Genomic DNA, 14,010 nt, shown 5'->3' on the forward strand with positions numbered 1-14,010 from the left:
AACCTTGTCTGCTATTTTTTCACAAACAGCCGTTTCATTAATTTTCTCCGAAATCCCTCGGCAGTCTGAACACTCAAATAATTATTTTCTTTTTCTAAAGTAACTTGCCAGCCTGAAATACTTTGTTCTGATAATGGAATTTCCTTTGAATCGGTTATTCGCACACCTGATGCAAAGAAGCTATTATCCCACTCGGAACAGAGATACAATTCAATGGTGGACAACTGATCTAATACAGAGTGAATACGAAGTGTACCGCTTACGGTAAATATTAGTTCTTCCTCGCTGTTTACTTTTGCGTTAAACGTGCTTTCAGTGCCGCTCTTTTTATTTTTTAACTTCCAATACATTTTATGGCGGCCCACAGAATGGGGAGGAATGCAGCCTTTAAATTCAACCTTGGATGACAAATATAAATCGGATTTTGATTGCCATTCTGCCATTAACAGCTCAACATTCATATCCTTCAATTGATTATTAAATGGCACCTGATCTATTAGTTTGTCCACAAAACGCTTGCGGGTAAACGGCTCTTCAGAAACGTAATAAATATTTGTGCGAGGCCCCGTATTTTTAATTATGTCATGATATCTCTTCAAGGAAGGAACCACGAAAGCATCAAGGTGGCCTATTTCCTTTTCAGGGTTTTCCAACATCTCATTCGTCTCTATAAAACCTAGATACATGGAGGAATATTCAACTGAAAGAGTTTTTAATGTAGTATATAACTCAATTTCAGAAGTCATAAATAAATAATCCGCTTCCTTTATCAAGCGGCTCAGAAAATAACGGGAAAGTTCATTTTCTGAATACAATACACTGACTATATTCTCTTTTTCGTCAAAAATGACAATTTTTTCAGTTGTTCCATCATTCTTATACCATTTTGTCATATAACAAGTGCCATCTGCCCTTAAATAAAGATGCTGCTTCGGTTTGTTAGTGTCCAGATCCATGTACATTAAGCTGTGTACATATCCAGACAAATCATATTCTTCCCTTTTAAATCTTTGCCTGCTTTCATTAAAGTAATCAATGACAGCAAGTTCTCCTGATGCTGTAAACCTTTGATATTTGATATAACGTCCATTATTGTAATAACGATAAATTGGCTTATTTGGTTCTTGAATATATGTTAAACCGTCTTGTTCAATCGGATGCTTGATTTTATCTTTCTGAGGTTCAGAACCTTTAAAGTAGCTGTACATATTAATAACAGCAGTATCTTTAAAAGAAGAAGGCCCATTGGGCTCATGATGTAAAGTGACAATTTCCATTGGATAATTCCAATCGATCGTATTGATACTAAACTTTTTTGCAGCATTCAGCTCTTGACAAACAAATGCTAATTTTGGAGTAGAAACCTTAATCGTCATCATCTATTTATTACCTTTCGAATAAATTCGTACAGTCACATTTTCAGAACTACATTATATCACTTTTGCTGAGCAGGCTCTAGAGATGAAGAAGCTGTTATATTTCTTGAAATACCGGATCAGGTGAAACTGTTTTATCTATCAATTAATGATATTTTTTTGCATTTCCTCAACCCCAAAGTCACTGAATTGACTCTTGTTTAATATTGGTTTTTCTTATATGATTAAATGTGTTTAACAGAATGAAAATAGGGTATTGATGAGAAAAGAAACTCAAACATTTTAAATACTCTGCATTCAAAAGAGTGACCCTAAATCTGTTCTTAAGGAAGGTGCTTTGAAATTGAAAAAAGTACGTAAAGCCATAATCCCTGCCGCAGGTCTCGGAACGAGATTCTTGCCGGCTACGAAAGCAATGCCGAAAGAAATGCTTCCTATCGTTGATAAACCTACCATTCAATACATAATTGAAGAAGCTGTTGAAGCCGGTATTGAAGATATTATTATCGTAACAGGAAAAAGCAAGCGTGCGATTGAGGATCATTTTGATTACTCTCCTGAGCTTGAAAGAAACTTAGAAGAAAAAGGAAAAACTGAGCTGCTTGAAAAAGTGAAAAAGGCTTCTAACCTGGCTGACATTCACTATATCCGCCAAAAAGAACCTAAAGGTCTCGGACATGCTGTCTGGTGCGCGCGCAACTTTATCGGCGATGAGCCGTTTGCGGTACTGCTTGGAGACGATATTGTTCAGGCTGAAACACCAGGGTTGCGCCAATTAATGGATGAATATGAAAAAACGCTTTCTTCTATTATCGGTGTTCAGCAGGTGCCTGAAGAAGAAACACACCGCTACGGCATTATTGACCCGCTGACAAGTGAAGGCCGCCGTTATCAGGTGAAAAACTTCGTTGAAAAACCGCCTAAAGGCACAGCACCTTCTAATCTTGCCATCTTAGGCCGTTACGTATTCACGCCTGAGATCTTCATGTATTTAGAAGAGCAGCAGGTTGGCGCCGGCGGAGAAATTCAGCTCACAGACGCCATTCAAAAACTGAATGAAATTCAAAGAGTGTTTGCTTACGACTTTGAAGGCAAGCGTTATGATGTTGGTGAAAAGCTCGGCTTTATCACAACAACTCTAGAATTTGCGATGCAGGATAAAGAGCTTCGCGATCAGCTCGTTCCATTTATGGAAGGATTACTAAACAAAGAAGAAATCTAAACAAAAAGGCTATTGGACATTCATCCAATAGCCTTTTTTTATTTCAACATCAAAGTCAGTGTATGCTCTTCATTATCAACTGCAAAAACCTGATCATCTGTATTCACAAGAAAACGCTTCTTGCTGCTGTCATACAATACATCGCTATCACTTAAGGATAGTGACGCCGGGTTGATAGGAGAAATGTTATGAAAAATAAGCTCTGTTGCTTTATCATTCTCCAGCACATAGCTGATTTTTTCATAATCAAAATCTAACGTTTTTCTGCCGTCAGCCGTATCCCCTTCAGTGTATCCATTCAATTTGGATTGAATGCTGGTTCTGCTGTCTCCCAGGAATTTCAGAAAGTATTCATAGGAAGATGCTGCGGTTTGCGATACATAAGACGTAAATGCAGCGGCATGCAATTCAGCATGTTTCATGTTAACTGCAACAGCGCTCTTTTTCACAAAATAAGACTGTCCGTTAAACTTTATTTTCGATGCCTGTTTGCCTTTTGCAGCTACCGACACCTCTGTACCGAATGGCAGTGTAACGTCAGCCTTCTGTTTCAAACCCTGATCCTTATAAGCAGCCGCTTTTTCATTTGCTATAAACCCTTGCTTATTGACTGCGGTTAAGCGTTCCTCTGACTTGCCCTTTGCATTGCCATGATGATTCTTCACTTCATTTTGCGGGATAGCACCAAACGAAGCAATTGTACGAAGCGGAGCATTAAAGAACATCGTTCCTGCCATGAATACAGTCAGGATAGACAAAATAGCAATTTGAACCGCATTAGCCAATGATTTCGGCTTTTTCTTCTTTTGGCGGAAACGGGCAAACGCTTCAGGATCTTCTTTCTTCCTCTCTTCCGTCTGCTCTTTTTTATATGTCTCTTTTTCTTTTTTAGACAGCTTATTAAACCAGTCAATAAACGCTTTATACTCTTTGACAACCGTTTTTGTTTCATCAAACATACGAAGCTCGCCATAGTGCATCCAAGCAACACGGTCACACATCTTTTCAATCTGACCGATTGAGTGGCTGACAAAGAAAATCGTTTTTCCTTGCTTTTTAAACTCATTTATTCTGTCTACACACTTCTGATAAAACGTTTGGTCCCCTACAGAAAGCGCTTCGTCAATAATTAAAATGTCAGGGTCAATATGCACGGAAATCGCAAAACCGAGACGCGATTTCATCCCGCTGGAATAGTTTTTAACCGGCTGATTAATAAAATCGCCAATCTCGGCAAATTCAACGATGCTGTCATACATATCATCAATTTCTTTATTGGTTAACCCCATCATCAAACACTTGAGCCGGACATTGTCCCGGCCCGTTAATTGGTTATTTAAACCGGCAGCAATCGCAATCAGCGACGGCTGGCCGTTCATTTCAATTTCACCACTGGTCGGCGGAATAATTTTAGCCAGCAGGTTAGACATGGTTGATTTCCCTGATCCATTTATCCCTACAAAGCCGATTGTCTCTCCCTCATACACGTCAAAGGAGACATTCCGCACAGCAAAAAAACCATTATCCTTAGCCGGAAAAAACAATCCTTTTATCTTGTCCGATTGTTTTTTATACAAATGATATTGCTTTGAAACATTTCGAAACGAAACTTTTAGTTTCATCGTACAATCTCCTTACGTATTAAAGAAAGTCAACAAACTTGTCTCTGAATTTCATATGCAGAATAGAACCCACTAACAATAAAAGGAATGTGAACAGCCAGAAATACAGCGTGTACTTCATGTCTTGGAAAAACCATTTTCCGTCTAAGAAGCTGTTCCTAAATCCATCTATCAAATAATAAATTGGATTCAGCTTAAGCACAGGCAGAAGATTCGGGTGGTTTTTCCCGAGCTGCTCTGAGATATTCCAAAAAATCGGAAGTAAAAAAAACAATAATCTGGTTACGGCCTGCAGCAGAAATTGATAATCTCTGACAAGCACACTGATTGTAGAGTTAAACAAGCTAAATGAAAACATAAACACAATCATGCAGATTAAATAGTAAATATATTGTATCCAATGCAAGCTAGGATAAATACCGCTTGCTAAAAGGACAATGACATAAACACCCATCATTACAAAATAACTAAATAAATTTGAAGCAATCACAACAGAAGGCAGTGAACTGATCGGAAAATTCATTTTCGCCACCATATTGATCCGTTTAAATACACTGTTTGATCCATCCAGAATCGTCGGGCTAATAAAAAACCACGGAATCAAACCAGCCAGCATCCAAACAATAAAAGGCACTTCTCCAATACCTGTTATGACTGGCTTGCTGTTACGAATCCCCATACCAAATACAAACCAATACGCCAGCATTTGAATGAGAGGATTGAGAAACTGCCATAATACGCCAAGATAATTCATCTGATACTGAGACTTTGTCTCATACGAAGCTAAGCGCAAAATTAAAGGAAACGATGTCACTTGCTCTTTTACGATTCTTACTAATGCATTCATTGTTTATCTTCCTTAGACTTAAATGATTTTTTGGATCTTTCGGTTAAAGAAATTTGAAAGCACCGGTGAATATTGTAACAGATATTAAGTTTTTTTTCACATTGTAGCTGTCTAAATTTAATGTATAGAAAAAGCCGACAGATTTAATCCATCGGTTTTTTCTACAATGTTCTTATCTATTTGCTCTTTTTACAGTGTTTAAGATCGTATTATAGATACGTTCATTATTTTTATCATCTTTAAATTTAAAGATCTTCTTAGAATTCTCTTTAAATTGCTTATCTATTTCAAAGTTTCTATGACATATCTCAATTATGTTATTTACAACAGTTTCTTCTTCTGATGCAACTATTCCAATGTCTTCAGATTTAATCTCCTTTACTCTGATGGAATGATTATCATAAGGATCAAATTGATAAAAAACAACTGGTTTATTCATAAACAAAAAATCAGCAGAAACAGATGAATAATCTGTAACCAATAAAGAACTTTCTCCAATCAAATCAGATACTATTGCATTACTTTTGGTTAAAATTTCAATCTGTGGATGATCAACATTGAAATTTTTTATATACTTCTGCATTTGATAATGTATATAAAATTTGACTTCAATTCCCTTATCCTCTATCATATTAAGGAACTTCTCATTTTTAAGCAAATTCTGGTAAGAGAGGAAGTACTTAGATTTTAAAAAGTTATGCTTATTCATTTGAACTAAACTTCTTCTCCAGGTCGGCATAACTAAAATCTGGTCTTTATTTGATTTATTTTTTGACAGCCTATCGAACCTCGAAAGACCAGTTACGACAACTTCATCACTATTGTAACCTAGGGTATTAAGTATAATCTCTTTTTCTTTTTCTGAACTGCTAATAACGAGATCTTGATTATACTTCTCTTTATGCAAATAAGGTGAAATGTTATACATAATTAAACCATGTTGCAGACAGATATTATATTTGTTGCTTAAAACTTTTTTATAATACTTGTTATACACCTTTAAAGGCCATGGATACAAACCTTCTTGAAATGTCCATGCACTTATATATGCATTAGCTAAAAACATATATAATTTATGTTTAAAACTGGAGTGATAAAGTATATTTCCTAAGCGTTTTACCTTTTCAGCATGCGGGGAACCTTTTTCAATAATATAAAAGATTTTTTTATCTGGATGATTTGTTCTACAATACTCAAAGAAGGCGTATCCATTGTCTTCAGCTTGATCAAATCTCTCTCCGACTAACCATACATCTTTTCTATATAACAGCTTCACTATATATGTAAAAGAAATAAGAAGATATTTATATAGCATCTGCTTGATATGGCCGGATTGATACTTTAAGTCTCTCAAAGGCTTCGTTAATTTCCAAGATAACGATTTTTCAAACAACGGAACTCTCGCAAAATAAGATTTATAAGTTCTTGATTGGTTGAACCAATGTCTTTTACTCTTTAACAATTTCATAAACTCTGTTGCTTCATAATAACAATTTTTCTGGATCAATTTAACAAAGGTTCCATAACCTACTTCATTAAAGTTATAAATCTCCTCTACCTTAACAATTTCACTTATCTTTTTTATTGTATCGTACGCATCCCTATGATCTTTATCAAGTAAATTATTCAAAAAAACATTCGTATCTACATAAGACATTAATGTTTCCAATATCAGTTCTCCAAATTCCGTAAGAAATTGCTCATTATTTAAGCTGACGATTTTTTTAAAAGATTGGATATGACATTGATAACTATATTCAATAAATTCATTATCTACAAAACACTCTCCCAAATAATCCATTTCAATATTCTTTGTATCTTGCTCAAAAAAGAATTGAACTAAATTATCACGATTAAAAGTATTTTCTGAGAAGAAACCGGTCTCAACCAAATATTGTTTTGGCATTATCCTCGAAGCAATTATATTTTCATATAAATTGTTATTTAACAATCTATATGCTTTTATTACAGATACCCCATTTATATTCATCTTTTCAGAAAGTCTTTTCAATAAATTTGAATCGTAGCGATATTCAATATTTGAAAGGAATACATACTTTCCTTTACTCAATGAAATATTAAAATTTTTACTACTAATTAAATGTACATTCTCATCTAGATTTTGATCAGCTATATCATTGTCGTCTACAACAAAAAATATCTCCAATCTATTCCAATTCATACTTTGACCTTTAACAAAATCAATGTATGTTTGCATTAAGTTGTTATCTTGGGTGCCAACAGGAATCAATAATGTAGTTTCAATCACTAACCAATTTCTCCTTAATTTTATATTTCAACTTAGTTGCTTTTATTTTGCTTCTGAAGATTTTAGTTATTCTCCAAGATAGTGAGTTTTTGATGGCTTGCTGCCGCTTAAACATTTTTTGCAATTCTATTCCTGTATTGTACCACCATCTTCTTGAGACGATCATAGAATTGTATTCTAAAGCTTCTAGTAAGAAATTTTTTTCAATCAAACTAAGTAAAGGTTTCTCAATAGAAAAATATTTTCCGGTAATATCAGGGTTAAATCCTTGTACAACAGGTCTAATCATTTCAAATATCTCAAGCCTCTCAGTTACAGACATATTGTTGAAATCAGGATCACAAATTTTCCACAATAGAGACCTAAAAGCATTTATTTGAAAATAAAAGTATTCTTCTTCATTTAAAAATTCTTTTATTTTTAATGCAGCAGTTACATCATTTTTTAAGGTATTTTTAATATTTTGCTGTGTCAACGATAGATTGTTTGCATCATTTCTTGTCCTATAATAATAAATATACTCAGGTATATAACTGAACTTTTCGGCTTTTGTGAAGAGAGCCATATCATAAATTTTATCTTCCCCATTTCTCATACCCTCTGGAAATAAAATACTATGCTTTTTTAAAAAACTTGTTTTTACTAATTTTAAGTAGACAGCTGTTTTTACTTGAAGGAAAAATGGAACAGTTTCAATATTTACATTATTATAATGCTTATGCATAAAATAATTTTTAAATGTTATATGTTCATGTGTATTTCCAGTTTCATCATTAAAGCTTAGCATTTTGCCCATAACGAAATCTGATTTGTTTTTTTCCATGACCTTATATAATTTTTCATAAGCATCTTTTGGAATGTAATCATCAGGATCTAAAAATATAATATATTCACCTTTAGCTTTATTAATTCCAATATTTCTTGGTTTTCCAGGTGCTCCGCAGTTTTGTTCCAAATGTATTACTCTTATATTTGTAAACTGCTCGGCATATCGATCTAGAATAGCCGCTGTGCCATCCGTTGAACAATCATTGACTAAAATAACTTCAATTTTCTCAAAACCCAATGTTTGGCCAATTATAGATTGAAGACATTCTTCTACATAGGCTTCCACATTATAAACAGGTAAGACTACACTGATTAATGGATGTTTCAACTTAATTTCTCCTTATTAAAATGATTTATAATCACCTTAGTTCTGTTTGTATATCTTCAAGTACTATCGAATTTAAACGATCCATAAATTTTTTATAATATGCTGATTCGTAATGAGAGAATGATTTTCCGAAAGGATATCTCTCATCACCAATAAATGGTGTATTTGTCAAGTCAATAATTTTAACGCTAGGTAGCTTATATTCAAAATAATTATCAACTTTGTCCCAAAAATAATTATTCCTATTAATTAAATCCTGATCTCCAAAAGGTTTAATTTCCCCATTACTATCTTTATATTTACTCGTAAAACGACCTTTGTTTAAAATGATTTTTGATGCGGGTATGACCTCTGTCAATTTGTTGATAAAATTATCAAGGGATTTTTTGTATATTTCAAAATATTTTTTGTTATTAGTATGGTTAATAATAGTTACATTTCTTAAATTCTTAAAAAACTGGCTTTGTTCTATAATAAAACTTGCACTGACAAATTGTTGTTCGCTAAACTGAATAAGTGATTTTGCAGCGTCCGAGTATAGGTCAATAATGAGATAATCCGGCTGTGAATTTTTAAGTTTTTCAAAAAAATCTTTTTTGAAATCTGTTTCAACAAAGTTGATATCTTGCTCTTTTATATCTTTAAAATCATCACGAGTAAAAGGGGTTGGCTCAGAAACCAAGCTCACTATTGAAGAGTGGAATTGAGTATAAACACACTCATAAATCTTCTTATATCCAGGATTGAAATAATCTCTGGAGTTAAAAGGGTTTCTACTGAAGCAAGTGCCCATTACAGCAATTCTGATCGGTTTAGTTCCTACTGTTTGTCGGTCTGAAATAAAAAGAGATAGATTAGATTTTCCGTTTATAAAAAATTTAGCATCTGAATTTATTAAATGCTTTGAGTTTGTTTTAAAGTAATTAAATGAATAAGTTGTTTCTTTATTTACGCTAACTTCGCTTTCTATAAAGTAATTTTCTTTATTTATGCGAATAAAAGCATCCCAGACTTCATTTCCTTTAAGAATAGACTCAGAAAAAGTAGTTGATTTTAATATTTTTGCTGTAAAATGACTCTCATTAAATTCTAATGGAAGTGCAATCTCGTCATAATATTCAACTTCTTTTCCAAGTTTTCTTCTTCTTTTCAGCACAAAAAACAGCTGGGAATGAGTGTCTACAAACAGATTTACTCCTTTTATTTCCAATGTAAATTTCTGCTCGTCCTCATCGTTATCAACTTTACTAATATTTGCAGAAAGTTTTTTGACTGTTTGAAAAGAAAGTTGATTTAAAGCATTTTCACTTGCCTTTAAAGAGTAAAACTCATTTATAGGATAATTATTTTCTTGGAGTACTCCTATTATAGTTTTCTCTATATTAACTTTTAAATATACTTCTTTTTGATTGGATAATAATTCATTATCATTATTTAAGGGCACTTCTGCTTTTAAAAATACATCATACAAATCATTATTTATTAATAAATCTTTTGGTATACAGAAATGTAAATTTTCCGATGAATTATCGTCTTTTGCTATATTTATCTCATCTGAGTAAAAATATAAATCAGGTTGATCCCGTCTTAAAAGAGATAACGAAAATTGACTATTCAAAAGGCTTTTGTAGTCAGCTCCCACACATTCAATATTTAATTGAAATTGATTATTTACGTTTTGTTTAAATTCATTTAAAACCGGTATAAAATCAATGGGCCTTATAAAGAATGCTAAAGAACAATCTTTTGCAATATAAGGTCTAACTTTGTATATAGAATATTGATGAGGTATAAAATAGGGAAAAGTAGTTTTTTCGCCATGATCAAATTTTAATAATTTCTTCCCCGATGATGTCATCATATATACTGACCAGAAACTTTCGCTTATATTACAGGAAGTGAAAATTATGTTAAGATCAACGTTTAACCATAGTGAGGTACTATTGATTTCTTCATATTCAATTCTTATTCTTTCAAGAAGCTCTGTATCTCGATGATTTACTTTTTTTTCTAAGTAAAAAGCATGGAAATTTTCATCTTTACTAAATTCGCAAAGTATCTTCAAACTTCCCTTTATCTCATCATATTTTACATCTAATATACTCATGTCATTTCGCCTTTCCAATTAAACTATTCATACATAATAGTTTTTTATGAAGAGTTTTTAATAAATTAACTTCATTGAGTACTACTGAAAAATTTTCTCCCTCTAATCCGATTGAAAATTTTAAAATCCAAATGGGAAGTTTTAAACTAAAACCTGCATATTTATAATCTCTAACTTTATGGCCCCATATAATTATTTTTTCATCTAGTTGTATTTGTTTGGCATATATTTTTTTATTAAAATATTTTAGATAAATTCTGTCATCTTTTTTCATCTCATAAAGTTCATTAATAAAATGGCCTTTTAAAACTAAAAAGTATCCTTTATATTTAACATCATTTATAGTGATATTTTTCTTTTTTAGCTTTTCAACACCGTGAGCATATAAATATTTCTCATTCTTAAACTCTAACATTAGCTCTTTATAGTAACTATTCATGTTTTGACACAGAATATATTTAGATTCTATTTCACTTAAAATATATTTAAACTCAAGAATAAATTGATTAAATTCCTTAGTATTCAAAATATCTATAGGTTGATCTCTATTTTTAGGGTATAAATATAGTTTAATATGATAAGCAGTTAAATATTGTACATAAGGAAGTATCTCACCATAAATTTCTTTAGACCATTCAAATAAAACTGAATAAGAATTTTTCAAAAAATCTGTATAACGTTTTTTTGATGACCAAGAAGTATCAACTAACGAATTGCTTTCGAACCTTTTTCTGTAAAAATACTTTCCGTTTGCTACAACCCCGTAACAAGACTCGTTTAATATCAATTTATTCATAAAAAGGGCGTCTTCCCAAAAGTCCAAATCTTCATTGAATTTTGAACCATATTTTTGCAGAAGAGATTTTTTAAAAAAACTTCCCCCTATAAAGTATTGAGGAGCGTCATATTCATTCAAAATGTTAACTACCCTATTTCCTTTAAGAAAGCGATAATTCAATTTATGTTCGCCTTCTCTACAACCAAAATAATGTATCGGTAAGACTGCAATGTTTACCTTACTTCCCATTGCCTCAAAAAAAGATTTTACTTGATAGAGGGCCTCAAGAGATATTTTGTCATCAGAGTCAAGAAATCCAATATATTCAGATGTTTCATTGACTAGTTTCAGTCCCATATTTCTCGCTGCAGATGGGCCAGTATTATTTATCCTTTTATAATTTATATTGTTTGGGTACTTTTTTTGCAGTTCTTCGCAAATTTTTTTACTATCATCTGTGCTACCATCATCAATTAAAATGACTTGAACATATTTTTCAAAATCAAGCGTTTGGTTAATGACACTATTTATCGTCTCTAATAAGTACTTTTCCGCATTATAAACTGGAATAATTAATGAGAATATAATACTAACCTCCTTCCTGACTCTAAAAAATCCTTTCAATTACTCTTTTAGCAGCAAAACCATCTTCAATAGAGCAAAATTCATTATAAAATTGATTGTATTTATTTGGTATAGAGCCCATTTGAATAATATTTTTCAATTTCAAATAAAGTTCTTTTTTATTTACTACAATTTCACCTGGGGCATTTTGCTCAAAATCGAAATAAAAGCCTCTTAATTTATCTCTATACAGTTCTAAATCATAGGTATAAAAAATGATAGGTTTTTTTAGATTGCCAAAATCAAAGAAAACTGATGAATAATCAGTAATTAATATGTCACTTATCAAGTACAAATCTCTGATATCCTGATACAAAGAAACATCTTTAATGAAATGATGATATTTTTGCAAATTAAAGTTTTCTCGCACTAAATAATGCATCCTTAATAAAAAAACAGCAGAATCTTCAAATTCTTTTTGTAATTCTTCTAAGTCAAGTTGTAAGTCAAATTTATACTTTCCCACACCATAAAATTCATTGTCTCTCCATGTAGGTGCATACAAAATGATTTTTTTATTATCGTCAATATTTAGTTTTCTTTTAATCCTTTTACTAATATCGTCTCTATTTTCTGCATATAATAAATCGTTTCTCGGATAACCAGATTCAATAATTTCTTTTTTAAACTGAAAAGCACTTCTAAAAATCTCCGTAGAGTAAGCGTTAGGTGAAATGAGATAATCCCATTTACTAGCTTCTTTCAGGAAGTTTTTTTTATATTGTTCAGTCGTCGTGCCGGGCATATGTACTTCGTCCATGTCATTTGCAAGTTTTTTTAGGGGAGTTCCGTGCCAAGTCTGCACATATGTGGTTTTTCTCGGTTTTGGGATCCATAACGGCAAGCGGCTGTTTGTTATCCAATATTTCGCTGTAGCCATATACCATAGCCATTTGAGAGAGAATCTTTTTAAATATTTCACATCTAAATTATCAAATAAATCTTTGTTTCTTTTATCTATACTCCAGATTAATCGGTAATCATATTTATCTTTATTTTCCTCAAGATACTCAAAAATTGCTCGTGGATTACAGCTGAATTGTTTGCCGGAATAGCTTTCGAAGATGATTAATTTTTCATTCCTGGGCAAAAGCCCAATTGTTCTAAAAGCAATTGAGTATACTCTGACCAATAGACTTCTATAATTCATTAAAATCTTTGATTTCATTTTAGACTCCTTAAATGTTCGAACAATTAAATACTTATCTCAGCAAACAAGAAAAAAAGAAGCAACTGAATTACTTCAAGCCTCTTTAAGTTAGTGCTTCTATAAACTAGCCATGTCTTCTTTGATTTGGGTAGTTGAAATGCCTTCTGTTCTCGGAAGGTAAATGACCTCACAATATTCCTTTAAGAAGTCAAATTTCCCTTTCCAATCATCACCGATGACAAATGTATCTATATCGTACTTTTGAATATCTGAAATTTTTTGTTCCCAGTTTTTTTCGGGAATCACTTCATCCACAAAATCAATTGTTTCTAAAATGAATTTTCGATGTTCATAGGAATGATGCGATTTTTTTTGTTTTTGAAGATTAAATTCATCTGTAGATAATCCTACGATTAAGTAATCACCCAGATTTTTTGCTCTTTGCAGCAGCTTCATGTGTCCATAATGAAATAAATCAAATGTTCCGTACGTTATCACTTTCTTCATCAGATAACATCACCTTCCAACCGTTTTCAACTGAGAGTACCAGAAAAAAACCAAAAACCTTAACAGATTGTTTATAATTTCGACACATTTTTTACGTACCATTAATATTGAACAATAATAGCATAAGTTCCTATAAAAGTTAAGGCTCTTTAAAAATGTCAATCACCAGCATTTTTTGGTATCATCGTTGTATTGATGTATAATTTTTACAGGTCTAATGTCTCACCCATACCCATTATAACAAGTTTTCTTTTTCGAAAAAATCGAATCTTTTGTCGCGTTTTTAAGTGAAACGATTTTCTTTCTGCTGCGTCATTTATTTTGTACGCCCTCCTCATATTAATTCATCGTC

10 protein-coding genes are annotated in these 14,010 nt (G+C 32.2%); 1 reads left to right on the top strand and 9 read right to left on the bottom strand.

Going from position 1 to position 14,010, the window contains the following annotated elements:
* Positions 1 to 11: 11 nt before the first annotated feature.
* Positions 12 to 1,379: a hypothetical protein gene (locus tag AC0OMU_RS19010; protein ID WP_474241415.1), complete on the bottom strand. Its 1,368-nt coding sequence runs from the start codon at positions 1,377 to 1,379 to the stop codon at positions 12 to 14.
* A gap of 340 nt (positions 1,380 to 1,719) precedes the next feature.
* On the opposite strand from AC0OMU_RS19010, the gene galU reads away from it, so the two are divergent.
* Positions 1,720 to 2,598 carry a UTP--glucose-1-phosphate uridylyltransferase GalU gene (gene galU, locus AC0OMU_RS19015; protein WP_003227944.1) on the top strand — a complete coding sequence of 293 codons (879 nt, stop codon included), beginning with the start codon at positions 1,720 to 1,722 and terminating at the stop codon, positions 2,596 to 2,598.
* A gap of 38 nt (positions 2,599 to 2,636) precedes the next feature.
* On the opposite strand, the gene tagH is transcribed toward galU, so the two are convergent.
* From tagH to tagD, 8 genes are all read right to left on the bottom strand, one after another.
* On the bottom strand, positions 2,637 to 4,220 hold the full coding sequence (tagH, locus tag AC0OMU_RS19020) for a teichoic acids export ABC transporter ATP-binding subunit TagH (protein WP_474222321.1): 1,584 nt from the start codon (positions 4,218 to 4,220) through the stop codon (positions 2,637 to 2,639).
* A 19-nt stretch (positions 4,221 to 4,239) separates the two neighbouring features.
* Positions 4,240 to 5,067 (bottom strand): teichoic acids export ABC transporter permease subunit TagG, encoded by an 828-nt coding sequence (gene tagG, locus AC0OMU_RS19025; RefSeq protein ID WP_029318771.1) that lies wholly within the window; start codon positions 5,065 to 5,067, stop codon positions 4,240 to 4,242.
* A 172-nt stretch (positions 5,068 to 5,239) separates the two neighbouring features.
* Positions 5,240 to 7,336 carry a CDP-glycerol glycerophosphotransferase family protein gene (locus AC0OMU_RS19030; RefSeq protein WP_474241416.1) on the bottom strand — a complete coding sequence of 699 codons (2,097 nt, stop codon included), beginning with the start codon at positions 7,334 to 7,336 and terminating at the stop codon, positions 5,240 to 5,242.
* Positions 7,329 to 8,492, bottom strand: coding sequence for a glycosyltransferase family 2 protein (locus tag AC0OMU_RS19035; protein WP_181220212.1), 1,164 nt, complete (start codon positions 8,490 to 8,492; stop codon positions 7,329 to 7,331). The genes AC0OMU_RS19030 and AC0OMU_RS19035 overlap by 8 nt, the downstream gene beginning before the upstream one ends.
* 31 nt (positions 8,493 to 8,523) lie before the next feature.
* Complete coding sequence (locus AC0OMU_RS19040; protein WP_474241417.1) at positions 8,524 to 10,599, bottom strand: DUF6270 domain-containing protein; 2,076 nt, start codon at positions 10,597 to 10,599, stop codon at positions 8,524 to 8,526.
* A gap of 1 nt (position 10,600) precedes the next feature.
* Positions 10,601 to 12,001 (bottom strand): glycosyltransferase family 2 protein, encoded by a 1,401-nt coding sequence (locus AC0OMU_RS19045; protein WP_015384807.1) that lies wholly within the window; start codon positions 11,999 to 12,001, stop codon positions 10,601 to 10,603.
* The gene (locus AC0OMU_RS19050; RefSeq protein WP_181220214.1) at positions 11,985 to 13,169 is read right to left on the bottom strand and encodes a CDP-glycerol glycerophosphotransferase family protein; all 1,185 of its coding nucleotides are present in this window, start codon (positions 13,167 to 13,169) and stop codon (positions 11,985 to 11,987) included. The genes AC0OMU_RS19045 and AC0OMU_RS19050 overlap by 17 nt, the downstream gene beginning before the upstream one ends.
* A gap of 99 nt (positions 13,170 to 13,268) precedes the next feature.
* Positions 13,269 to 13,658: a glycerol-3-phosphate cytidylyltransferase gene (tagD, locus tag AC0OMU_RS19055; protein ID WP_015384809.1), complete on the bottom strand. Its 390-nt coding sequence runs from the start codon at positions 13,656 to 13,658 to the stop codon at positions 13,269 to 13,271.
* Positions 13,659 to 14,010: the final 352 nt, after the last annotated feature.

This window comes from Bacillus sp. FAU18 (assembly GCF_056033885.1).

Excerpts from the sequence above, each read along its gene's own strand:
- AC0OMU_RS19010 (WP_474241415.1), bottom strand. The coding sequence starts at position 1,379 with ATGATGACGATTAAGGTTTCTACTCCAAAATTAGCATTTGTTTGTCAA.
- tagH (WP_474222321.1), bottom strand. The coding sequence starts at position 4,220 with ATGAAACTAAAAGTTTCGTTTCGAAATGTTTCAAAGCAATATCATTTG.
- tagG (WP_029318771.1), bottom strand. The coding sequence starts at position 5,067 with ATGAATGCATTAGTAAGAATCGTAAAAGAGCAAGTGACATCGTTTCCT.
- AC0OMU_RS19040 (WP_474241417.1), bottom strand. The coding sequence starts at position 10,599 with ATGAGTATATTAGATGTAAAATATGATGAGATAAAGGGAAGTTTGAAG.
- AC0OMU_RS19050 (WP_181220214.1), bottom strand. The coding sequence starts at position 13,169 with ATGAAATCAAAGATTTTAATGAATTATAGAAGTCTATTGGTCAGAGTA.
- tagD (WP_015384809.1), bottom strand. The coding sequence starts at position 13,658 with ATGAAGAAAGTGATAACGTACGGAACATTTGATTTATTTCATTATGGA.